The sequence below is a fragment of the Bacillus sp. ISO11 genome (genome assembly GCF_003458115.1).
GTDB classification, from domain to species: domain Bacteria; phylum Bacillota; class Bacilli; order Bacillales; family Bacillaceae_G; genus Bacillus_A; species Bacillus_A cereus.
In genome coordinates this window covers 18,217-40,874 of sequence record NZ_QXCO01000033.1, presented here as the reverse complement: position 1 = coordinate 40,874, position 22,658 = coordinate 18,217, and the positions used below count along the sequence as shown (strand labels likewise).

Below are 22,658 nucleotides of genomic sequence, written 5' to 3'. Positions count from 1 at the left end.
TGTCCGGCAAATAGCGAGATAAATAAAAATTAAAAAATATGAATTCTAGCGTCATATCTTCATACTTACTAAGTTCAATTAATTTCTCAATAATTATGATCCATATCCTATATATTTCCGTCTGCTGCTTAGATTTTTCTGTACTGTAAATGGCTTTCGCTATAACACCTCCAAGTGACCAGTTTTTATGACGGTTAAGAAATTCCAACAAAAAAAGCCCTTATTAGGGCTTTTCATTCTATTTCTCCAGCAAATCTCTATATGAAATTGCTAATTGAAAAAAGACACATTTAGATTGATGCGTCTTTTTTGGATGCCTCTTTTGTGAAATCATATAAAGCAATTGCGCCTAAAAGAACAAGTATCCCTTGAGGAACATCTAGCAAAATAGTTTTCCAAATTTCTGGAATTACCCATTTAATATCTGCTGCTGTTTCAAGATATGTTTGGAAATAGCTGATTGTAAAATTAATTATCCCTAAAAATACAAACAACGATAAACCAAATCGAATTAATTTCTTATTTGTAAACATATAACACCTCTCAAAATTCATTGGCTATTCCTGCTTTTGGTTCTTTATATTTCCATATCCCTATATTTGATTTTAACACATAAAGAACTCAAAAAGATACAATATGCATATTTGTATATTGTATGAACAGCATTCCATGATGATTTAGAAATTCCCGTAAAGAAAAAGCAAATCCGTTACAATTAACAGAGCCGGTTTCTTTTCTTATTTAACTTCATACCACCAATCTTTACGTTCTTTGATTGTAAAATAAATGTGACAGAAATTTATCCAGTTAATTCGTAGACAAGTAAATTAGCTAACTTATCGATATTCTATTTCGCCATATCAGTAGCACTAATGACTTTACGCAAATTTGACAAGAAAAAACATATAGCTAGGTATGATCCATACCTAGCTATAACATTACTTCTATTCTTTATCCAATTACGTCTTTTACGTCTGTATCCACTGGCCACTTTTCTAATGTATAAGCCATTTCCCAAAATGAATATTCATATTGACTGCTAATAATAAAATACTGTTTCATACGCTTGCGGTCTGTCTCTGTTACTTTTTCAGCGATAGTATCTAAACGTGTAATTTGCTCTTCAACTAGCGTACGGAACCAATTAGATCCATAAGCAGAAATCCATTCGTTATAAATTTGCTCTTCCGGCTGGCACTCTTTTAAGCGTTCGCCAATTTCATAATACAACCAATAGCAAGGTAAAATTGCTGCAATGATATCGCCTAAATGTCCTTCGTACGCAGCACGATACATATGTGAAGTATATGCGTATGCAGTTGGAGCAGGGATAAAATTATCTTTTTCTTCTTTTGTTATCCCTAATTTCTTCGCAAAATTCTCATGTAATGATAATTCCGCCTCATATGTATTTTGGGCATGGTGTGCCATACGAGCTGTCGTTTCTAATTCAAGAGCTTTTGCAGCTCCTAATGTTTGTACTCTAGCAAAATGACTCAAATAATATGAATCTTGAAGAACATAATAGCGAAAACTAGCTAAATCTAACGTTCCTTCACCAAGTTTTTTTACAAAAGGATGGTTAAAACTCGCTTCCCAAATTGAATCTACTTCTTTACGTAATGATTGTGAAAAAGTCATTTAAATCCCTCCAATAATGTATAAAATATAAGTATTTATCCACAATTATTAAAGCTGTAAAATAAAAAAACTTTCTTTACAGGCGTAAAGAAAGTGAAATCGACAGTATTTATTTACTCATTAAATAGCAACGTCTTTCCCACTTCCCTACGCTGGCATTAACCAGATCAGGTACTAAGAGTCTCAAAATCACATTTGATCTCAGCCTATAAAAGGCCCCCCTAGTGGATAAATATTTTGTTTTTATAATGTATTCATCATAGCATACTTCGTGAAACTGTCAAAAAATTAGTTATATAATTCCCTTAAAACCCTTCTTCTTTTCTAACTTTTAATGATGTTTCAATAATCATATCTAATAGTTCGCTATAACTAATTCCCGCCGCTTCTGCACTTTTTGGCAATAAACTTGATTGTGTCATCCCTGGTAATGTATTAATTTCCATTACATATGGAATTCCGTCCTTCACCATCATATCAACTCTTGCATAAACACTACATTTTAATGCTTTATAACAAGCAAGTGACGCTTTATTTACACGTTCATTAATTTCTGCTGGAAGTTCGATAACTTCCTCAACTGTACTAGTATCATCATATTTTGCATTGTAGTCAAAGAACTCGGCTGCATGTCGAATTGAAACTATAGGTAACTGTTTTCCATCCAGAATTGAACATGTAATTTCATCACCTTTTATATACTTCTCAATTACTACTTCAGAATCCCATTCGAATACAGTTTCTAGCATTGAGATCAATTCATTTTTATTATAAACGATTTTCACTCCGACACTCGATCCGCCAGAGTTTGGTTTTACTACTAATGGAAATCCTAACTTATCTAACTCATCAAGATTTAGATCCTCCATTTTTGTAAGTTCAATCCAATCTGGTGTTTCTACACCTTCATAACGTAAAATCTTTTTCGAAATATTTTTATCCATACATATACTGCTAGATAACATATTACTTCCGCTATAAGGAATCCCTAAACTCTCCAGTGTTCCTTGAACTGTCCCATCTTCTCCGTATTTTCCGTGTAACGCGAGCAACGCAAAGTCAATGTCTTTCGCTTTTTCAATTAAATCCACTTTTTCATTTAATGTAATTGGAACTATTTCATACTTATTTTTATCTAAATGAGCAATCATTTCATTCCCCGTCATAATTGAAACTTGTTTTTCAGACGATACCCCGCCCATAATAACACCGATTTTCATTTTCTCAACTCCAAATTTCATTTTTTAATGTATCACCAATTATTTTAATTCCCCGAACTATTTCTTCTTCTTTCAAGCGCGAAAACCCTAATCGGAAAGTGTTCGCTCCTTCTCCATCAGAGTAAAAAACATCTCCAGGTGAAAACGTAACGCCTTTCTCATAACACTTTTGTAAAAGTGTGCGGGCATTCATATGCTCTTCTAGTTCTATAAATAAATGAAGTCCACCATCTCCAGTCATTCTTTTGAAATGAATGTACTGGTTACATGCCCCGACAGCTAACTCATATTTTTTCTTATAAACAGATCTTGCCTTTTTTAAATATTTCTCAAAATATCCCTCATGTAAATATTGAAACAGAACAGCTTGATCTAGCGTAGATGTGTGAATCGTTCTTGCTCTTTTTACGCTTTCTAAATAATGAATCAGCTCTTTATCTGCAATAATCCAGCCTACACGTAAACCAGGGAAAAGTACCTTTGAAAAGCTACTAATATAAATCACATTATTGCCAGCTCCCGCAAAAGTTAATAATGGAGCTAAATGTGAACCTGAATAACGTAATTCTTCATTAAATCCGTCCTCTATAATAGGAACGTTGTATTTTGAGAATAACCTCATCAATTCCGTTCTTTTCTCTGAACTCGTAACAATACCGGTTGGATTATGATAAGAAGGAATTAAATAAGCAAAATCAAAATCTTTTTCACGCAAACTTTTTTCAACTTCATTCGTATCAATACCATCCTCATGCATATCAATCCCATGAACTTCAAGTCCATGTAAACGGAAAAGCTTAAGTGCAGCGTGGTGAGTTGGATTTTCACAAATGACACGACCGGATTTTTTTGATAAAGAAGAGAGTACAATATCCAATCCTTCTGTAAATCCATTTGTAATTAGAATATCTTTATTCGAAATGTCTACACCTTTCATTTCCATGTAATGAAGTAAATAATTCATTAACGGTCTATATCCCTTTGCATATCCGTAGTTCAATACGATGTCTCCTTCAATGGACATACGAGTAAGAAAAGCTCTTTTGAAATTTTCAACATCAAATAGCTTCTCATCTGGGGCTATACTATTAAAAACAATCATTCCCTTTTCCCAACGAACACCATGTTTCATTAAATCTAATTCATCCGCTAATGCGGTCACTGTATTAAGTTTATTTTTCCAATCTATTTCAACAGATGAAGTGTTAGATATATCCACCTTCGCAACAAAGTTCCCTTTTCCTTTAACTGCATAAATGAGTCCTTCTTGCTCTAAATCTGCATAAGCAGCGAGTACAGTGTTTCTACTCACACTTAGTAATTCACTTAGTTCCCTTGTTGATGGGATTTTTTGATCCCCGAGCAAATGCCCTTTCATAATCATCTTCTTCAAATAATCTTTCAATTGAATATAAACAGGACGATCTTTAACAACTTTAAAATCCTTAAACAATTCCTTACCCCCTGCAATCATTTTTGCATATTTATTTCATTCTCAAAAGGTCCACGACATATGTATTTTTTATAAAGGGCGGTACGGTCTTACAAATCTTTTCGATATAAGTTAATTACATCTTTTAAAGCTGCAGCTGCAGCGCCTCGTGGATTAGAAGCCCCACCAATTGTAGTAACTTGTCCCATCGTATCTGTAAAGAACGTAATTCCTTTTTCGGTCCCATTTACTTTTGCTAACGGATGATCTTTCTCTATTTCGCACGGTTCAACATTTAAATTGACATTGCCACCCTCATCCTTATATGTTGATGCTATTAATTTAATAATTTTATGTTGTTCCTTAGCATTTCTAATTTGCTGTTTTGTAACGTGCTCGATTCCTTTTATATGTATATCAGTAAGTGTTTTCTCTGTTTCCATTAAGCTGTTTGTCAAAAGTAACAATTTACACGCACTATCTGAACCACTTATATCTAATATAGGGTTTGTCTCAGCAATTCCTTTATCTTGTGCTTCTTTCAGTACTTCTTCAAATGTCATATCTTCCTCATACATTTTCGTAAGAATATAATTAGTTGTTCCATTTAATATTCCTTCTATTTTTTCAATACTGCAACCGGCTAAACTAAATTGTCCGATATCTAGGGTCGGTAGTGCAGCGGCTGTTGCACCGCTATATCGAATTCGTACATTTGCGCCTCTTGCTGCTTCATTTATTTCTCTCCAGTTTGTAACGAGCGCCCCTTTAGAAATTGCTACTATATCCATCTGTTTCTCCATCGCTTGTTTCATATATTGTTTCCCTGGATTTCCATCTTTAAGATTTGTAACTGTTGATTCTACCAATACAGTACCACTTATGCTAGTTGTTGCACGTTCCTCCGGATGATACTCTAAATATTTTTCAATTGCAGCGGTACCGCCACCATACATCAATAAATGATGAAGTGATAAGCCGTCTTCATTATGTATTGCAATATTTCTCCCTAATACGCCACTTACAACTAATTGAATCCCATATGTTTCATATATATATGAATATTTTTCATTTATTAATTTTATAAACTCTCTGCCTACTGTTCCGTATCCTGATAATACAACTTGAATTTTCATAATATCCCCCCATATTTTTCTACCAAATCCCTCTTTCAATATAATATAAAGCGCTCTCGAATTCCATCGAGAGCGCTTTATTATTACCTATTTCGGTAAACGTAATAGCTTTTCAGCAATTGTTCTATAAAACTCTTGAATGCTAGAAAAACCTAACGAGTCTGAAACACTTAACCCTACCATGTCCAGATGGTCCCAATTCGCTTTCGTTTCGATATGATTCCATTTTCCAATCTGTAATGACTCATTATTATTTACAGCAACATTAGAAGTTGGTGCAATCATAGAATTCGTATTTACTACACCATCATTTTGCCACCAAGAAGTATCGATTAATGGACGGTTTTCTTCGTATCTCGCATAGGAACCTAAGAAAAATGCATTCCCCATCAACACTTTATTCATCGTTATATGCGGCAAATGTAAACCTGTTATAGGTGCTGCTTGTGATGCATGTCCACTATACGATAAGTAATACACATCCGGTTGCGTCTTTACCCAATTATTTAACTCCTTTGCACCATCTGTACTTAAATCCCATTGACTTATATCTTTTGTATTTTTCCAAAGTGAACTATTTAGAATACGATTACTATATTGGAAAAAGGACTCTCCAGCATTCTTCTTTATCCCCCATTGATCCAATTTGAAATCATATAACGATAAATTATTGTTTTCTCCAAAGCTCGCAGCTGTAATGAGTAAATCTTTAACGAACGGTAGCAGAAGACTACCATCCGCCAGTGTTGTACCGTTGTGAGGGGTTGCTAATGTTGTAACACTATGAACATACGATTTTCCGCCTTCAAATAGTGGTGATATTTTGGTGTTTGGGTGATTTTTCACATAATTCTTTTCTTCAAAACTACCTTCTTTTAATAGCTGTACTAATGTTCTAATCGTTTGTCCACCCATGCTATGTCCAACTAAATGAACTTTATTTGTTTCACTCCAATTCGGCGCAAAACCACTATAAGTTCTGCCAAAACGATTATGTCCATGTTTCTCAGCATGTACGGCACCATAGTCTACTGTCCCACCGCTAATTTGTGCATACAATTCACATGCACGATCCCAGTTACTAGAAACAGGTCCAACAGCTGCGGTATGTACCGTATAACCATTGCGTTTCAAATCTTCCTGTATATCATGAACACCACCCCAATATTTTACGCCAAGCATTTCTTCTCTACCCCATCCAGCAAATCCATTCACCAATATGATTGGATAATTATTTTGTTGCCTCTCTTCAGCGTATGATATTTTCGCTGCGAATGAACATACGGTCACTAATGCGAAAAAACATATTTTTAAAAATAACTTCCCCATACTTTCTCCCCCTAATAAAGCGTTTACATTTTTCTTTTTTTAAAAAAATTAACAGAATAATTTAATAACTTAAACATAATGTAAAGTATTTTATATACGTTGTATATATAGGAAACATATACAAATGTTGATAAATATTAATTCAAGTAAATATTTACTTTTTACAATACAACTTGTAAATCAGTTTATTTGAATTTATAATTAGATATAGTTTCCTCATGTTAAAAAGATTTAAAAACCATAAGAAAACTAATCTCATTGCTTGAAAAGGAGGAAAAAGCATGCAAATCGGATCAAATATTCATACATTATCTCAACCTACTAAAATAACTCCATCTACTCTTGAGCATAATACTATCTCTTCTACTAAACTTGAAAGTACGAAAGTAAATGATCCTATCAAGTTTGATATTCGTTCATCTGAAAAAGAAATGAAACAGCCTGAGCATAAATTTAATGAATTAGATTTATGGAAGATGTTAAAGGATAAAGGTGTTCCCTTATGGATCATCCTTGAAATGCTACAAAAGGCTCGTAAAGAAAAAGAAGCCCAAAATAATTCAGTTCAAAATTCAAATGGGATTGAGGAAACAAGCGAGACTCGATTAAATGAAGTAATGTAAAGCATAATAATTGATTTGTCTATAAACTAAAAAGAGTTCGAAGCTGATGAAATTTTTATCAACTTCGAACTCTTTTTTAAGGTTTTTCGCCAATCGTTACAAAGTGAAAAGATACTTCTCCTTCCAAACCTTTAATTAACTTTTTTACTTTGACATTTTCATTAACCAATGTATTATCTGTCGACATTTTAGGTTTTTCGTCACCTAGTGATTTTTTCAAATGAAGAAGATGCATTTTCATTTCATTTGCCTTTATTTCATTATAAACACTATTTTTTGCTACAATCATATACCATTCCGTTGAATATTTACGATTGTTACCTATCCAAGCATCACTATCGTATGTAACAGGAATCTCTACCTCTCCTATTTTAATACTTTTCATAGTCTTATTGTCTTCACTTGTAAATAATAGCGCCCCTTCTTTTGGGAATTTCGGTAACGTATCTATAATATAATTGGAGCCATTATCTTGTTTTCGAAAAAGTTTTTCTTTAATCAATGCTTGTGCTGTAGATTCATTTAAAATTAAGACATTTCCATTTCCAACTTCCCCTTTTTTCACAGAAAACACTTCATTTTCTTCCGTAATTTCCTGATAACGATTAATAATTGGTGAAATATTATTTTCATCTCCAATAATTAATACACCGTTTGCAGGAAATGGATTTTCCTTTTTAGAACATGCACTAAAACTTATTAATAGTAGTATCGTTAACATAAAAATAGTTAAAGTTCTTTTCATCTCGTTTCCTTTCATCATACAGTTCATTTTTCTACATACTTTATTGTAGTCTTACAAGCTAATAAATTCTATTGCTCCATAACCTTATAAAGCTTTTGCAGATAACGCCAACGGGTTATAAAGAAATATAAAACTTGTATACATATAAATGAAATTAAAATAACGATAGAGCTATTTATGATAGAAAAATCGACTAATTGCTGTAATGCTATATAAGCGACTACAGTATGAATCACTGCAACGACAATTGGTAAAAAGAACATTAATAATAACTGTCTCGTTACAACTTTTTTTAACTCACCTTTACTTAATCCCATTTTCGAAATCATTTTATATTGCTGCTGATCGCGATCCAAATCTGTATATAATCGGAAATAAATAAAACTAGCAGCGAATGTAAAGAAGACGATTCCGACTAAAATACTTACCATAAGTAATAAACCATTCTTTTGCTTTGCTTCCAACAAGTTTAATGTTAAAGCTTCAAAGTAGAAATCTCTGTCCCTAAGATCTTTATCGAATATACTCTTTAATTGATTGGAAATCTCTTTCGTTTTTATCCAATCATCTACAACAAATCCGTAAGTACGATATGGAATTTCTTTATTAACTGGGTCACTAGTAAGAGGCATTCCATCATATACCTGATCTTGAACAGCGATATAAATAGTTCTAGAATCGTGTGGTAAAACTAAATTTTCTACAGCTTTTTTCACATGAAATGTCTTTGTCCAGTCACCTTGAATGACTTCTATATTCTTTTTATACTCGCCATTTTTAAATTCTTGTTTTTGTGATACGACTCCAGGAATTAATAAAATTTCATCTTCTTTTTCAATTGTTTCTTGTTGATAGCCTAGTGCTTTAGCAAGATCGTTGTATTCACTTAACTTCATTACATTTACGCCATTTTCTGTGTATATATATGAAGATGAAGCCATTCGATACGGAATATTAGCATCAGAAAGGTGCTTTTTTATAATAGAAAGATTTTTATTCAATACTTTGTCATTTTCAAGACTTCCATACAAAAATGTATACGGATTTGTCATCCTTACCAAATCCCTATTTCCAATTGCGGCTGTTGTACCAATTGCTGTAAATGCAACTGCTGAAACAATAGATACTATAAAAAACATCGTTGCATTATCTTTCATACGGTAAATTAATTCAGAAAATGTTAATATATTTGTTCTCTTTAAAAAGAAAGAGTCCCTCCTTTTAGCAAGGCGCAATATATACACGCTACACTGTGTATATAAAAAGTACGTTCCTATAATTACTAGGAGCACACCTATTCCAAGCGTAATAAAATTGGTACTTGGTATGAAGCGAAATACTGAAAAATATCCATACCCTATACTAATTAAAGAAAGTAGCGATAATAAAACTGAAGATTTCGGTTCAGGTTTTGGCTTTTCCTCTGCTCGAATAAGTTCCACAAGTTCCGTTACTTTTATCATTTTAAATGTAAATAATGAAACAATTAAAAACAAGAAAAGAAATGTGATAACAGTTAATAATACAGCCCGCACTGGTATATAAAAAGGTAAACCATTATTAATCATTAATACACTTGCACTTATCAATAAGACTAGTTTAGAAAATATGAGTCCAATGAAAATCCCTATACAAATTGAACCAAGTCCAATCAACATATTTTCAATTAATAATAATTTCTTAAGCTGTCTCATTGACATACCTTGCATCATTAAAATGCCAAATTCTTTCTTACGCGTTTTTAAAAACGAACTAACTGAATATAAAATGAAGAAAAATGAAAATACAAAAATCAATCCTTGCGAAACTGAAAATCCCAATGTACCAAATGCACTTATTGTTGCACTTGTCGATTTCAACTCACCTTGTAAATCAGGATGAAATAATAAAAGAGCATACGTAAAGAAAATCATAATAGAAAATGCACTACTTAAAAAATGGGCAGCATATGTACGCTTATTGCGAAAAATATTATTAAATGCGAACTGACGAAAAGTCATGCCTTTTCCCTCCTAACAAAGAAAGGACATCCATAATCTTTTGATAAAAAGTTTGCCTACTTTCACCACAATAAATTTCGTTATATAGTTGACCATCTTTAATAAAGATTACTCGGCTGCAAAAGCTCGCTGCATACGGATCATGTGTAACTAACATCATCGTTGCTTTTTCTTCTTTATTTAGAGTATCCAGCATCTCCATTACATCATTTGAAGATTTAGAGTCCAAGTTCCCTGTTGGTTCATCTGCAAGTAATAATTGCGGCTTATGAACAATTGCACGAGCGATTGCTGTTCTTTGAGCTTGTCCCCCTGATATTTCAAACGTTCTTTTATTCAATATATCTGTAATATTTAACTTCTCTGCAATCTCTTCCAATCGCTTGTTCATTTCTTGCACGGAAACACCATCTAAAGTCATCGGCAATACGATGTTTTCTTTTACAGTAAGTGTGCTAAGAAGATTAAATGATTGAAAAACAAATCCTAATTGTTTTCTGCGGAATAACGCTAATTCTTCTGATGATAATTGAAAAGGATTTGTGCCATTAATAAATATTTCTCCCGATGATGGAGAATCAATAGTAGATACCATATTTAATAACGTTGTTTTTCCGCTACCTGATGGACCCATAATTCCTACAAATTCACCTTCTTGAATTGATAAATCAATATCTACTAATGCTTTATAAGGTACTTTCCCTTTATATACTTTACTAATACTTTTTGCATGTAAAATTTCCATGTATATTCTCCCTTCATTTCCACTGCTCACTATAGAGTGTAAATGAATTATCTTACAGCTCATATTGATTCATCTTTCATTTACCTTACACGCTTGTAAGATTTCTAAAAAAACTGACAACATAATTATTTCAAACTAAAATTAACGCATAACTATCTTATAATAATTGTATAGTAGTAGGAAATATAATGTATAATAAATCTTTATTATATAAATGAGAAAAGACCGATTGCTATCGGTCTTTTACTACCAAACGTTATATTTTTATCCACTCAGATTTTCTCAATATATAATGATTATATATTTGATTTTCTATCCTCTGTTGGCTCTTATAAATAAACCCGCATTTTTCAATAACTTTATTTGATGCTACATTGTTAATTAAAGCAATTGCGTTAAGGACATTTAAATTTGTTTCTTTAAACAAATAGTCAATTAAACCTTTAGTCGCTTTTGTAGCATAGCCATGATTTTGATATTCATTTGAGATAGCATACATTATCTCTCTGTTTGGTGAAGGGAGTTCTTCTTTCATACCTGTGCAGCACCATCCAATGAGTTCATTTGTAGCTTTCTTAAATATTCCTAGCTTTAACGTATGATTATCTATGTTATTCGTAGTTTTCACTGCATCAAGAAATGCTTTGTTTGCTGGTATTTCATAATCTGCAATCCAATCCACCCTTTGTTCTTTCGTTGATTTCCAGTCTGGTAAAAATTTTGCTATTTCCGGTTGATTTGCTATTTTATAAATACTCTCTGCATCTTTGACCGTAAATTCTTGCAAGTATATATCTCCACAATCTATTTTAAATAACTTAGTGAATCTCTCTTCTCCCATGTTAATCCCCCTTACTTACGTTATAGCTCTTTAATCTGCTTCGTAAGTTCCATAAACCGTTCATCCAGTGCTTTATATTCTTTGTCTTTAGAAGTTAAAAAGCTTAATTTCCCTAATACTTCTTGTCTCTCTGTTTCTAACGTTAAACGTAGCTCTTCAATATCATCTCTTGTTTTAGTAGGTTCTTCTAGCTGCTTTTGTATCGTATTGTTTGAAAACACGAGTTTTGTGTTAGTTGTTTTCTCCAGAAAATATCGATCGTGAGATACAATTACTAATGTTCCGTTATACTCAGCTAATGTATTTTCAAGTTGTTCACGTGAAGGTAGATCCAAGTGATTCGTCGGTTCGTCTAAAATGAGTACATCTTTTTCATCTAAAATATAAGCCATTAGCTTACATTTTACTCTTTCTCCCATACTCATATGCTCAATCGGCTCTTTCCATTGAAAAGCTTGGAACCCTAAATGTTTCATTAAATTTTGGACTTTTCCTCTTTCTTCAAACGTCTTTTTAAAAAATAAATTTTCTGGTGTTTTATCAAGCGGTAAATCAAAAACTTCTTGTGTTAAATAGCCGATGTTTGCAGATGGTGAAATCCATATTTCTCCTTCAGCAGTTTCCGTTCCCATAATCATCTTCAGTAATGTTGTTTTCCCACTACCGTTTGGTCCAACAATCGCAACTTTCTCACCGTGCTGAATTGTAAAATTAACGTTTTCAAATAATACTTTCCCATGAAAGTCTTTTTTTAATTGCTTCACTTCTAAAAAACGTTTTCCTACTTTTTTGTTCGCTTGAATAGAAAACTCAACTGAATACTCTTCTTTCACACGTTCTACTTTCACTTTCTCCAGCTCTTTTTCAAGTCGTTTTCGTTTTGACTTCACTTGTGCATCCATTCGCTTCGCTTTTACACGATAGAATTCTTTCACACCTTCTTGTTTTGTAGACTGCGCGTGTGCCTTTTGTGACCATGAACTCAATTCTTTTATATGTGTTTCTACTTGTTCTATCTTTTTTTGCTGCTTTTCATATTCACGCTGCTGCGACTTTCTTTTTTGCTCACGTGCTTTCATGTAGCTCGTATAATTACCACTATGCTCAATTAATTTTTTGTCCTCAATTGACCATATTTTTGTTGCGACAACATCTAAAAAATATCGATCATGTGATACAACGATAACTGTACCTTTCATGTTTTTTATTTGTTTAATGAGAAATCCCGTACTGATCTCATCTAAATGATTTGTCGGTTCGTCTAATATTAAGACATTAGGATTTTCAGCAAATCCTTTTGCTAATCGAATTTTCAGCTTTTCACCACCACTTAAAGTATTAAAATCGTTCGTTGGCACGCCCCATTTCGCAAGAAGTTCTGCTTCTTTTGCAATTACATCATTACTAATAAAAGATTCTATTTCTTGCTCAACATATGCGGTTGTCATATTCATTTGCTGCCATTCAACAATCCCTTTTGAAGGCTCAATCTTTCCATTTATTAATTGAAGTAACGTTGATTTACCAGCACCGTTTTTACCAATTAATCCGATAACATCCCCTTGTTTTACTGTCACATTCATTTTCTCTAACAACATATTTTCTTTTATTTCAACATAAACATCATTTAATTTTAATAGTTCTTTCATAATACCGATCCCTTTCATTAAGGGAGAATAAAAAATCCTCCCAAATAAATTTGGCAGGATTAGTCGTTAAAATATTTACACCCAAATAAGCTATTACGTAACATAAATAGCAATACCGTTCTATGGAAATTGGGCAGACTAATCCTATTTTTTAGAAATTGAAATTTATTGAATTTCAACATTTAAAAATAAGATTAGTTAATCATCGTCCACCCATCATTCCTTTCTGTCATTAATAACCATATTGTACCATGATAATACTGTATGCGTAAATATTATTATTTGTACTTCAAAAGCAATTATTTTTCTTCAAGTTTATTTTTACAATTTCATGTGCTCATATCTTTAATTTTTACTAATTTGTATCATTTATTCATATGAAAACTTTTTAAAAAATACAAAACAAGGCTAAAAAACTTATCTCCAACGTTCTTTAGCCTTGATCACTTTTTACACATTAAAAAATATTACTCGTACTACCGTACCTTTATCAACTTCTGAATGGATTTCTACACTATGTCCTAATTGCTTCGTAATTTCATATACGAGATATAGCCCCATTCCTGTTGATTCTTTAAAATCTCTACCGTTTTCTCCTGTAAAGAAAGGTTTGAAGACTCTTGGTAAATCTTGCTTCGGTATACCTACGCCATTATCAGCAATTTCAAGTATAACGGTATTACCTTCCTTACAAGCTTTCACTTTAATCTTTTCTCTACTACCTGATGAATATTTAATCGCATTCGATAGTATTTGCCCAATTAAAAATTGTAACCATTTCGCATCACTTTCTACAGTAATGTCCTTATCAATTTCAAGCTCTGGATATACAAAATTCCGGATAAAGAACCGTTTATGCTCATGTACCGAATCATTCACTATTTTATGTAGTTGTACTCTTTCTACATAAAAATCTTGTGTAAATGCTTCTAAACGTGCGACATACAGAGCCATTTCTAATCCCTTTTTTAATCGATCAGTTTCCTCATTTATACTTTCAAAACGTGAATCTACTTCATCCTGTGTAATTAATTCTATTACAGATAAAGGTGTTTTCATTTGATGAATCCACTGATTCATAAAGGTTAAATGGTCATTATTTTTTCTCTCTTGCATTTGCAGCTGATTTTGATAATGTCGATATTGCACCTCAAGTAGTTCTTGAAGAGCAGCCGATACAGCTGCAAAATCAGATTTTTGAACAGATTCATCCAAAGATTGCATCGGGTTTGCTAAGCGCTCATAAAAAGAACGATGTGTAAAATAACGAAACACTAAATAACTTCCCATAAAGAAAGCCCCTAGAAACATTGCATATAACGCCGTTGTAATATGATTATGCCCATCAAACCAATATACGAGAAATATAGCTAGTAGTTGAATTATAGTAAAGCAAATAAGTGGTATATGATCACGTATAAACAACCTTATCATTTTTCTATACCAGTATCCCAAGTAATATGCAATCTATATCCAACACTACGAATCGTTTCAATCGCACCTTCTATATGTAACGTTTGTAACTTTTTACGCACACGTGTTGTATTTACACTTAATGTATTATCATCAACATAAGATTCGCTATCCCATAATTTATTTAACAACACTTCTCTACTCACAACACGCGGATAATTTTTCATTAATGTCTCTAATAAAATAGCTTCGTTTCTCGTTATATCAATCTCTTCGTTTCTAAGTTTCAATACAAGTCTTTCAGGATATAAACAAAGGCCTTGTTGCTCAATCATTCGCTCTTCTAGTTTCGGTGCATAATCTCCATATGCACGTCTTAAATGACTACGAATTTTCGCCACTACAACTTCATAATGAAAAGGCTTCGGAATAAAATCATCGCCACCATTTTCTAACGCCATAACTTGATCCATCGTGCCTTCACGGGCCGAAATGAATAGTATCGGACATGTAGAAACTCCGCGAATTTGACGACACCAAAAGTACCCATCAAAACTCGGTAAATTAATATCTAATAAAACTAACTCTGGTTGTTCTTCTAAAAAAATGTTTAATACATTTTGAAAGTCCGATACAATAACTCCTTGATAACCATATTTCCCAACATGTGTCGATAATAGTTCTGCAATTTTCATATCGTCTTCTACAATCATAATTTTGACCATTATTGAACTCCTTTTTAATCCACAATCTCAAATATACTTATATAAAATAAATACTACCTCTTTTCACAAAATCCGTAAATTAAAAAAAGATGCTTTTATACAAAAGTATCCTTTTTCGTCCCTTATCTATTTAATATGAAATTTACTAAAAGTAAATCCTAGTTTCTCCACATAATCCATTCCTAGTTCCATACGCGCTGTTTTCAGCGGATCCACAACTTGGCAAACTTTTAAATTACCTGCTGCCGATAATAAAAGCGTTGCATCAGCTTTAGACATTGCTAATTCTTCATGTAAAAATGTCACCATATTACGTACAGCACGACTTGCTGCATCATCTAACAATTTCTCTGAAGCAATCGTCATCATTTTTTCTTTTTGAATAGCCATTGGTAACGGCCATTTCTTTTCTTTTATAATTTGAACTGTTACCGTTACCTCACCAGCAACCTCTACACCACTAACACCAATTTCACCATCACCCATTGCTGCGTGTAAATCACCTAACGCTAATAGTGCTCCTGGGACATTAACTGGTAGTAGTAATGTTGTTCCTTCTTTAATTTCTTTACAGTCCATATTCCCGCCGTGATCATGCGGTGTGCCACATGAAATGCTCTCTTCTTTCGGTGCAGTACCAATTACCCCAATCATTGGATTAATCGGGATTTGTAGTTCACTTGAAAACAAAACATGTTCATTATGTATTGGGACAATTTTCACTGTATTTTCATTTAACTCATTCCCTATTACACCAAGGTTTGCACCTGTAGTTAAAACGCCCTGCTCTGCAATTTTAATCTTTTCAATCGTTACGGCTAATATATCGCCAGGTTCTGCTCCTTTAACATATACAGGTCCAGTCGCTGGATTAATTCGGTTCCAATCTAATTCTTGAAACACAACATCTTCAGAATCGATTTGATTTTCAAAGCAATCATATGTTTCAAATACAAGACTGCTCCCAATTTCCACTTCCATACAAGGCTTATTTTCTGGTGACATTGAGTAAATGATATGGTCTTTATGAATTCGATACATAATACCTCTCCCTTTTATATTTATCTACTATTACTAATTAGCTCTTTTTATACAAGCTCCTCTTAAAATTAAATGTTATTTTTATGTAAAAAAGCACGCAGATTGTTTTATAACATACACTCTTTACTATAACAGAAAGGTGGTATCACTATGCCCCTTATTCCATACAACGAAAGTGATGTTGATTTACTAGCTCGTTTAATTCGTGCTGAAGCTGAAGGTGAAGGTCGCCAAGGTGAGGAGTTAGTTGGATGCGTTGTAGTAAACCGTGTATTTTGTGATTGCTTAGATTTTAAACAACTCCGTACCGTACGCGACGCTGTATATCAAAGCCCCGGCGGATTTGAAGCAGTACAATATGGATATTTTTATCAACGCGCTCGTGAATCAGAAAAAGAAATTGCACGAAAAGTTTTACAAGGTGAATGGCGCTGGCCTGCACGATGGGCTCTTTGGTATTTCCGTCCAGTTGGAGCTTGTCCACCTGAATGGTATAATCAGCCATTTGTAGGACAGTTTAAAAGCCATTGTTTTTATGAACCAAGTGGTGATGAATGTCCAAAAATGTATTCACGCTAGCAAAATTTGAAACGCAAGTACTTAGATGTCTAAGTACTTGCGTTTCTTTTAGCTTTATTTTAGAAATCTAGTAATGAGATGAATTTTTCGATGCCCACCACATGTATTAATAACGATATACGTGGGCCACTAGACTGATTCATAATGAGCTTATAAATAATAATAAATAATTGTTTTTGATTTTCTTTCATTATTTTTTTATTGTCATGATGGCAAATCGAATACAATTGCTCCATTAAGTTAGAGTAATCTTTGTTAGAACGAAGTATATTGCAAACTTTTACTAACCATTCTTTCTGTCTTTCATCTAATGTGTTGTAAAACTCTGTATTTCTCTCTCGATTTACCGCAATTAATTTTTCAGATTGAAAGTTTTTTATCCAATACTCTGCGCGGTTACATATCGCTATCATAGCATCTAATGTATAACTTCTATCTATTTTTTCTAATGTATCTTGTAAAATAGATGAATCAAAATTTAATAGCGGTAACGTTCCTGCTACTTGATTAAATCTCGGATATTCTTTAAACTGCCTATCAACTTTAGAGAGTTTAATTGCATCAAATAAATCTTCATTTTTGAGCGTTTTATTTTCATAGCTATCTTTCAATCGTTCATACTCTGTATAATTACGAATCACATCTTCATCCAACCCAATATGAAAAGCAGCGCCTGGTTTGTATTTGGCAAACATAAAGAGAATTACTTCTGGTATATACACTTTCAATAAATCGCTTGGTGTAATGCTATTCCCTGAAGAACTAGACATTTTTTCATGATTCCCTTTAATACCAATGAAATCGTAAGCAACGTAATGAGGCGCTTCACGATTGAATATTTTCCTTGCAATTTCTTTTGATACATTATAACTACCCGTTTCTGATGAATGATCTCTTCCACCCGGTTCAAAAATAACATCCTCTATCATCCATCTCATCGGCCAATCGATTTTCCAGTTTAGTTTCATTTTATTTGTATTTAATACGGATAATTCTTTTTCATTTCCGCATTCACATTCATACCGGACTGTTTTTAATACTTCATCAAAATGTGTAATAGTTGTTGTATCTTTTCCACACCTCTCACAATATAATGTAGCTGGATAAAAATTGTTTCGCTCTTCTTCACTACACTCTCCAGTTTTAAAATCCATTAAAATATCATATATTTCTTTTCGTTTATACAAAGCCTCTAAAATATTTTTGTTATACCTTCCACTTCTATATTCATCATGTTGATAAATAAATTCTACTTCAATTCCAAATGCTTGAAGCGATGTTTCAAACTCTTTTTCAAAATGCTCCGCATACGAGTTATGACATCCATACGGATCTGGAATATCACAGTATGGCATACCAATATACTTTGCAAAAGATGGATCAATATTTTTTGGAACTTTTCTAAATCGATCATAATCATCCCACGAAAATATAAAACGAGTCTTTTTCCCTAAACCTTGAAGTGCTCTTACTACGAAATAAGTCGTTACGATTTCACGAAAGTTCCCAATATGAACAGAACCTGAAGGACTAATTCCAGATGCACAAACAAACGTTTCTTTATTTGGATGTTTCCTAATTAATTCATGTGCTACTTCATACGCCCAATGCATTTATTGCTCACCTCAATTATTTTTTGTTTTCGTATTCTCAGTTTTATGCAATAAAAAAACTCCCACCCCCAAGATTATTCATCTTGAGGACGAGAGTTGTTAGCTTCGCGGTACCACCTCAGTTTGTTAATATGTCACCATATTAACCTCTTCAGGTACGGCAAAATATGCTTATACCCAATCTCTATAACGGGAGAACCCGTCGCACCATCCCTAAATAAATTAGTTCCTTGCGCAGCTCCAAGTCTTTTTTCGTTAAGATGTATACCGCTCTTTCTCAGCTACCAGAGCTCTCTGTACGTATTCTTTCTTAACTACTCTTCTCTTCCATGCCATTTTAAATATTAGTTTTTTAATATGATAATTTATAACACTTTTATTGTCAAACTTTTCCGAATCAAAAACATATAATTACCTAAAAAAATTCTTTATCGCTTCTAATTGAATTTTATGACTACACTCATCACAACAATATGCCCCGTTTGGTTTTTCTTTAAATCGCTTATATTCTTCACTGCCTTCGTAAACACGAAATATATTCTTACAAGAAAAGCAAACAATCTCATAAAACATCATATGCATTTTCCTCTCCTTGTTTATACACTTTTTTAATCACTTGTGAGAAGGTCATTTTTCTACAGCATAAATTTTAATATCCTTTGACTAAAAGGTTTACCTCTATTCTTATCGAATTATATTAATATCTTATAACGCGAGGTGAACATCTTGTTCAGTAATATAGAATTAGTTTTAGATGCTAAAGCAAGTTTAGCTGAAGGACCATGTTGGAATGAAAAAAAGCAACTTTTATATTGGGTTGATATTATGGAGAGAAAATTATGCATATACAATCCTACTGCTAATACGAACCGAGTAATTGCACTCAATCAACAAATCGGCTGTGTTGTTCCATATTTAGAGGATGTACTACTCTTAGCTATGGAAAAAGGCTTTTATTCTATTAATATAAATACCGAAAAACTGACACATATTTTTGACCCTGAACCACATTTAATAGAAAATCGTTTCAATGATGGAAAATGTGATCCAGCTGGTCGTTTCTGGGCAGGTTCTACAGATACATACGGTATGAATGCTGCAGGTTCCTTGTATTGTTTACATCATAATTTAAGTGTAGAGAAAAAAGTTTCACATGTAAATACATCAAATGGAATTGCTTGGTCACCTGATCATACATACTTTTACTTTATAGATACACCTACTAAAAAAGTGGTTCGCTATCAATATAATATACGTACTGGAGACATTCATAATCCAATTGATGTAATCATTTTCTCTGAAAATGATGGTCTACCTGATGGTATGACAATTGACGAAGACGGCTGTTTATGGATTGCACATTGGGGAGGTTCAAAAATAACTAGATGGAATCCATCTACTGGAGAACAAATATTAAATATTCCAATTCCAGCTTTATATGTAACATCATGTACATTTGGAGGACCTAATTTAACAGATTTATATGTTACAACAGCCAGAACAAGAATGACTGATGACGAATTAAAAGAGTATCCACATGCTGGTGGTATTTTTCGAATTCAAACAAATGTTAAAGGCTGTCCCACCTATTCATTTTGCAATAAAAATATTGGAGCTGAAACAATGTGAACCGTATCGATTACATAAGACAAGAAGAAAAGAAATATCACGGCCTTTGCTATGAACAATATAAACTATTTGAAATTGGCTCTTGGCTGTACAAACCGGTTAAAACAGTTATGGACTTGATGGATCACTTTGAACTTGCAAGGACTTGATCTTGGCTCTGGCATCGGTAGAAATAGCATTCCAATTGCACAAATAATAAAAAATTATAATGGCACTGTTACATGTGTTGATTTACTTGATTCCGCTTTAACAAAGCTAAAAATTTATAGTAAAGAACATGATGTATTCGAGGTTATAAAAACAGAACAAGCAGAAATTGAAAACTATCATATTGACTCTAACGCTTATGATTATATCGTTGCAGTATCAAGTTTAGAGCATGTTAAATCAAAAGAAGATTTTAAAAAAGTGCTCCATTCTATGAAACAAGGGACAAAAAACGGCGGTATTAATTGTTTAATTATTAACTCTAACATACAAGAAATTGTTTTAAAAACGAATGAAGAATTAGAAGCTTTAATTGAAATTAATCTCCCAACTGATGAAATGATACATCTATTAAAAAGTATTTATAAAGGATGGAAAGAAGTAAAAGTTGAAATAAAAGAATTAGCTTATAATATAGTTCGTAATGAAAGACACATTCAATTAAAAACAAATGCTATTACTTTTGCCTTTCAGAAATAATACTATAAAAGGTAAGGATATTTTCTCATATATTCATAGGAACACCCTTACCTTTTATCTTCATAATATTATTTCGTTATTAGTTTTCGTATCATCTAAAATATAATTTTCATTCGAAATACTAATCAGCTATTAATTGAATTCATTAACTGGAAGAAATATTCCGCTTCATGAGTCTCATTCAATTTATACCATGAATGAAGTGTATCCGGCGCAAATACATCTAATTTTCTCAATACCTCCATGGCAAATTCTAGAGGAGCTACACCCGATGCGGTAATAAAGTTTTCACTGGATGATACAGGTCCCTCTTTATAAAAATTTTCTCCTTTATAAGTAGGACAAACCATTTTCATATACTCTAAACTATTACTTGTGTGATTTATAGAATCCAAGTAACCGTAATTTGCAAGACCTATAGTTGCACCGCAAATGGCAGCCACAATTGTACCAAGTTTTAAAGCCTCATCAACTTTTTGCAAAATAGGTTTATGTATTTCTTCACTCCAAGTATTCCCTCCAGGTAAAATTAATAGATCGTTACTCTCAAGGATACATTCATCTAGGGAAATATCCGGCTTTATATTCAAGCCCCCCATTGAAATAACCATTTCTTTATTTATTCCAACTGTGACTACTTTAAAAGGCGCTACATCTTTTTTAAAATATCTCCCTGTATTAAGTTCAGCAATTAAATGTCCGTACTCCCAATCCGACATCGTGTCAAATACATATAGATAGGCTTTTCTTGTTTGCATTCAATAACACTCCATTCATATACTACAGTTTTAATTACAAAAATTGCTCTTTTCAGTTTAACATTTTATTCAATATTTATGGTTTAAAATTCCAAATAAAAGAGCACTTGTTTCCGCAAGTGCTCTTTTGGGGATTTTGAGATACCCTATTAACGAAAGTTAAGGTTACTTAAAGTTAATAGGTACTTCTATTATATGCTTGTCCTTTTTATTTGTGCATAATCAATATATAAACATCTTTAATAATTCTTAATAACTTTTAATTATAGTTCTCTCTTACATTTTATCGTTAAAAAATTTGCTTTTTCTCACGAGAAATTATCTTTTTATATTGTACCGATCTAATACTTTTTCTAACATTTCTAAAGTTATTGGTTCTGCTTCTTTTATTAATCGATAACCAATACGCCCATTCGGTTCCGCTGTAACTTGCTGTAAACTCGTTACATCATGGATCCCTTTTTCTCTTAATTGCATATATAGTTGTTGCTCCGACATTTTTGCCTGAATCAAATTCTCTTTTACAATCTCTCCGTTTTCAACAATTATAATGCTACTTCCATTTAGAAATTGTTCCACCTTCCTTGATTTCAATTCAAAGAAATGAATGATAAGTAGTATGCTTGCAAATATGATGGCCGCGAATATAGATGGGACTACTTTTCTACTTAATACAGGTTCTACAATAATACGGCCAATTGATACAACTATAATGATTTCAGCTCTTGTCATTTGGCTGACAGATGCACTACCTGTCATTTTCAAAACAATTATTCCAGTAAAAGTTAATATAATACTTTCCCAAATTATATTCATAATAATCCAATCCTTTAATGGTGTATTTTACTATCA

At 32.7% G+C, this 22,658-nt stretch carries 23 protein-coding genes, 1 riboswitch and 1 other annotated feature; of the genes, 5 read left to right on the top strand and 18 right to left on the bottom strand.

Annotated elements, in window-relative coordinates:
• Positions 1–290: 290 nt before the first annotated feature.
• The 6 genes from D1166_RS25580 to D1166_RS25550 all read right to left on the bottom strand — a co-directional run bounded on the left by D1166_RS25580 (position 291) and on the right by D1166_RS25550 (position 6,758).
• Positions 291–554: a DUF3937 family protein gene (locus D1166_RS25580; RefSeq protein ID WP_002101034.1), complete on the bottom strand. Its 264-nt coding sequence runs from the start codon at positions 552–554 to the stop codon at positions 291–293.
• Between the two features lie 397 nt (positions 555–951).
• Entirely contained in the window at positions 952–1,641 is a 690-nt protein-coding gene (gene tenA, locus D1166_RS25570; RefSeq protein WP_098318732.1) for a thiaminase II, read from the bottom strand.
• 127 nt (positions 1,642–1,768) lie between these two features.
• A riboswitch (TPP riboswitch) is annotated at positions 1,769–1,874 on the bottom strand.
• A 72-nt stretch (positions 1,875–1,946) separates the two neighbouring features.
• Complete coding sequence (locus tag D1166_RS25565; RefSeq protein WP_002063153.1) at positions 1,947–2,861, bottom strand: D-alanine--D-alanine ligase; 915 nt, start codon at positions 2,859–2,861, stop codon at positions 1,947–1,949.
• Positions 2,862–2,865: 4 nt separating this feature from the next.
• Positions 2,866–4,314 (bottom strand): MocR-like pyridoxine biosynthesis transcription factor PdxR, encoded by a 1,449-nt coding sequence (pdxR, locus tag D1166_RS25560; RefSeq protein ID WP_000471610.1) that lies wholly within the window; start codon positions 4,312–4,314, stop codon positions 2,866–2,868.
• 89 nt (positions 4,315–4,403) lie between these two features.
• Positions 4,404–5,429, bottom strand: coding sequence for a homoserine dehydrogenase (locus D1166_RS25555; protein WP_098318731.1), 1,026 nt, complete (start codon positions 5,427–5,429; stop codon positions 4,404–4,406).
• Positions 5,430–5,516: 87 nt separating this feature from the next.
• Positions 5,517–6,758 (bottom strand): esterase/lipase family protein, encoded by a 1,242-nt coding sequence (locus D1166_RS25550; RefSeq protein ID WP_097856481.1) that lies wholly within the window; start codon positions 6,756–6,758, stop codon positions 5,517–5,519.
• A 281-nt stretch (positions 6,759–7,039) separates the two neighbouring features.
• On the opposite strand from D1166_RS25550, the gene D1166_RS25545 reads away from it, so the two are divergent.
• On the top strand, positions 7,040–7,381 hold the full coding sequence (locus D1166_RS25545; RefSeq protein ID WP_097856480.1) for a DUF3914 domain-containing protein: 342 nt from the start codon (positions 7,040–7,042) through the stop codon (positions 7,379–7,381).
• 76 nt (positions 7,382–7,457) lie between these two features.
• Here D1166_RS25545 and D1166_RS25540 read toward each other — a convergent pair whose 3' ends face one another.
• The 8 genes from D1166_RS25540 to D1166_RS25505 all read right to left on the bottom strand — a co-directional run bounded on the left by D1166_RS25540 (position 7,458) and on the right by D1166_RS25505 (position 16,540).
• Positions 7,458–8,144 carry a lipoprotein BA_5634 family protein gene (locus D1166_RS25540; RefSeq protein WP_118043478.1) on the bottom strand — a complete coding sequence of 229 codons (687 nt, stop codon included), beginning with the start codon at positions 8,142–8,144 and terminating at the stop codon, positions 7,458–7,460.
• Positions 8,145–8,194: 50 nt separating this feature from the next.
• Positions 8,195–10,126, bottom strand: a complete 1,932-nt coding sequence (locus tag D1166_RS25535; RefSeq protein ID WP_098318730.1) for an ABC transporter permease — start codon at positions 10,124–10,126, stop codon at positions 8,195–8,197.
• A complete protein-coding gene (locus D1166_RS25530) occupies positions 10,101–10,871 on the bottom strand; it encodes an ABC transporter ATP-binding protein (protein ID WP_000404276.1) in 771 nt (256 codons plus the stop codon). Before D1166_RS25530 ends, D1166_RS25535 begins: the two co-directional genes overlap by 26 nt.
• A 256-nt stretch (positions 10,872–11,127) precedes the next feature.
• Positions 11,128–11,712: a GNAT family N-acetyltransferase gene (locus D1166_RS25525; protein WP_000503529.1), complete on the bottom strand. Its 585-nt coding sequence runs from the start codon at positions 11,710–11,712 to the stop codon at positions 11,128–11,130.
• Positions 11,713–11,732: 20 nt separating this feature from the next.
• Positions 11,733–13,361, bottom strand: coding sequence for a ribosomal protection-like ABC-F family protein (gene abc-f / locus D1166_RS25520; protein ID WP_098318743.1), 1,629 nt, complete (start codon positions 13,359–13,361; stop codon positions 11,733–11,735).
• Positions 13,362–13,811: 450 nt separating this feature from the next.
• Complete coding sequence (locus D1166_RS25515; protein ID WP_002103134.1) at positions 13,812–14,795, bottom strand: sensor histidine kinase; 984 nt, start codon at positions 14,793–14,795, stop codon at positions 13,812–13,814.
• Positions 14,792–15,499, bottom strand: coding sequence for a response regulator transcription factor (locus D1166_RS25510; protein ID WP_000239000.1), 708 nt, complete (start codon positions 15,497–15,499; stop codon positions 14,792–14,794). The genes D1166_RS25515 and D1166_RS25510 overlap by 4 nt, the downstream gene beginning before the upstream one ends.
• 126 nt (positions 15,500–15,625) lie before the next feature.
• Positions 15,626–16,540, bottom strand: coding sequence for an acetamidase/formamidase family protein (locus D1166_RS25505; RefSeq protein ID WP_098318729.1), 915 nt, complete (start codon positions 16,538–16,540; stop codon positions 15,626–15,628).
• 150 nt (positions 16,541–16,690) lie between these two features.
• On the opposite strand from D1166_RS25505, the gene D1166_RS25500 reads away from it, so the two are divergent.
• Positions 16,691–17,119 carry a cell wall hydrolase gene (locus D1166_RS25500; RefSeq protein ID WP_001128398.1) on the top strand — a complete coding sequence of 143 codons (429 nt, stop codon included), beginning with the start codon at positions 16,691–16,693 and terminating at the stop codon, positions 17,117–17,119.
• Positions 17,120–17,178: 59 nt separating this feature from the next.
• On the opposite strand, the gene lysS is transcribed toward D1166_RS25500, so the two are convergent.
• The gene (gene lysS / locus D1166_RS25495; RefSeq protein ID WP_000558626.1) at positions 17,179–18,732 is read right to left on the bottom strand and encodes a lysine--tRNA ligase; all 1,554 of its coding nucleotides are present in this window, start codon (positions 18,730–18,732) and stop codon (positions 17,179–17,181) included.
• Between the two features lie 82 nt (positions 18,733–18,814).
• Positions 18,815–19,071, bottom strand: a binding site (T-box leader).
• A gap of 72 nt (positions 19,072–19,143) precedes the next feature.
• The gene (locus tag D1166_RS25490; protein ID WP_098318728.1) at positions 19,144–19,314 is read right to left on the bottom strand and encodes a DUF2197 domain-containing protein; all 171 of its coding nucleotides are present in this window, start codon (positions 19,312–19,314) and stop codon (positions 19,144–19,146) included.
• A gap of 144 nt (positions 19,315–19,458) precedes the next feature.
• Here D1166_RS25490 and D1166_RS25485 point away from each other — a divergent pair, with 144 nt between their 5' ends.
• From D1166_RS25485 to D1166_RS25480, 3 genes are read left to right on the top strand one after another with little or no spacing between them, the layout of a single operon-like run.
• Complete coding sequence (locus D1166_RS25485; protein WP_000492419.1) at positions 19,459–20,361, top strand: SMP-30/gluconolactonase/LRE family protein; 903 nt, start codon at positions 19,459–19,461, stop codon at positions 20,359–20,361.
• A complete protein-coding gene (locus D1166_RS32430) occupies positions 20,358–20,510 on the top strand; it encodes a hypothetical protein (RefSeq protein WP_423748266.1) in 153 nt (50 codons plus the stop codon). The genes D1166_RS25485 and D1166_RS32430 overlap by 4 nt, the downstream gene beginning before the upstream one ends.
• Positions 20,491–21,048: a class I SAM-dependent methyltransferase gene (locus D1166_RS25480; protein WP_423748265.1), complete on the top strand. Its 558-nt coding sequence runs from the start codon at positions 20,491–20,493 to the stop codon at positions 21,046–21,048. The genes D1166_RS32430 and D1166_RS25480 overlap by 20 nt, the downstream gene beginning before the upstream one ends.
• 125 nt (positions 21,049–21,173) lie before the next feature.
• Here the strand turns inward: D1166_RS25480 and D1166_RS25475 are convergent, their stop codons facing one another.
• Positions 21,174–21,806 carry a type 1 glutamine amidotransferase family protein gene (locus D1166_RS25475; RefSeq protein ID WP_001194773.1) on the bottom strand — a complete coding sequence of 211 codons (633 nt, stop codon included), beginning with the start codon at positions 21,804–21,806 and terminating at the stop codon, positions 21,174–21,176.
• Between the two features lie 318 nt (positions 21,807–22,124).
• The gene (locus tag D1166_RS25470) at positions 22,125–22,622 is read right to left on the bottom strand and encodes a DUF421 domain-containing protein (RefSeq protein ID WP_001021698.1); all 498 of its coding nucleotides are present in this window, start codon (positions 22,620–22,622) and stop codon (positions 22,125–22,127) included.
• Between the last annotated feature and the right edge of the window lie 36 nt (positions 22,623–22,658).

Coding starts and splice junctions, on each gene's coding strand:
- D1166_RS25470 (WP_001021698.1), bottom strand. CDS start 22,622: ATGAATATAATTTGGGAAAGTATTATATTAACTTTTACTGGAATAATT.
- abc-f (WP_098318743.1), bottom strand. CDS start 13,361: ATGAAAGAACTATTAAAATTAAATGATGTTTATGTTGAAATAAAAGAA.
- D1166_RS25510 (WP_000239000.1), bottom strand. CDS start 15,499: ATGGTCAAAATTATGATTGTAGAAGACGATATGAAAATTGCAGAACTA.
- D1166_RS25515 (WP_002103134.1), bottom strand. CDS start 14,795: ATGATAAGGTTGTTTATACGTGATCATATACCACTTATTTGCTTTACT.
- D1166_RS25545 (WP_097856480.1), top strand. CDS start 7,040: ATGCAAATCGGATCAAATATTCATACATTATCTCAACCTACTAAAATA.
- D1166_RS25535 (WP_098318730.1), bottom strand. CDS start 10,126: ATGACTTTTCGTCAGTTCGCATTTAATAATATTTTTCGCAATAAGCGT.
- D1166_RS25580 (WP_002101034.1), bottom strand. CDS start 554: ATGAATTTTGAGAGGTGTTATATGTTTACAAATAAGAAATTAATTCGA.
- D1166_RS25550 (WP_097856481.1), bottom strand. CDS start 6,758: ATGGGGAAGTTATTTTTAAAAATATGTTTTTTCGCATTAGTGACCGTA.
- D1166_RS25500 (WP_001128398.1), top strand. CDS start 16,691: ATGCCCCTTATTCCATACAACGAAAGTGATGTTGATTTACTAGCTCGT.
- D1166_RS25525 (WP_000503529.1), bottom strand. CDS start 11,712: ATGGGAGAAGAGAGATTCACTAAGTTATTTAAAATAGATTGTGGAGAT.
- D1166_RS25540 (WP_118043478.1), bottom strand. CDS start 8,144: ATGATGAAAGGAAACGAGATGAAAAGAACTTTAACTATTTTTATGTTA.
- D1166_RS25530 (WP_000404276.1), bottom strand. CDS start 10,871: ATGGAAATTTTACATGCAAAAAGTATTAGTAAAGTATATAAAGGGAAA.
- tenA (WP_098318732.1), bottom strand. CDS start 1,641: ATGACTTTTTCACAATCATTACGTAAAGAAGTAGATTCAATTTGGGAA.
- D1166_RS25490 (WP_098318728.1), bottom strand. CDS start 19,314: ATGCATATGATGTTTTATGAGATTGTTTGCTTTTCTTGTAAGAATATA.
- D1166_RS25475 (WP_001194773.1), bottom strand. CDS start 21,806: ATGCAAACAAGAAAAGCCTATCTATATGTATTTGACACGATGTCGGAT.
- lysS (WP_000558626.1), bottom strand. CDS start 18,732: ATGCATTGGGCGTATGAAGTAGCACATGAATTAATTAGGAAACATCCA.
- D1166_RS25555 (WP_098318731.1), bottom strand. CDS start 5,429: ATGAAAATTCAAGTTGTATTATCAGGATACGGAACAGTAGGCAGAGAG.
- D1166_RS25505 (WP_098318729.1), bottom strand. CDS start 16,540: ATGTATCGAATTCATAAAGACCATATCATTTACTCAATGTCACCAGAA.
- D1166_RS25565 (WP_002063153.1), bottom strand. CDS start 2,861: ATGAAAATCGGTGTTATTATGGGCGGGGTATCGTCTGAAAAACAAGTT.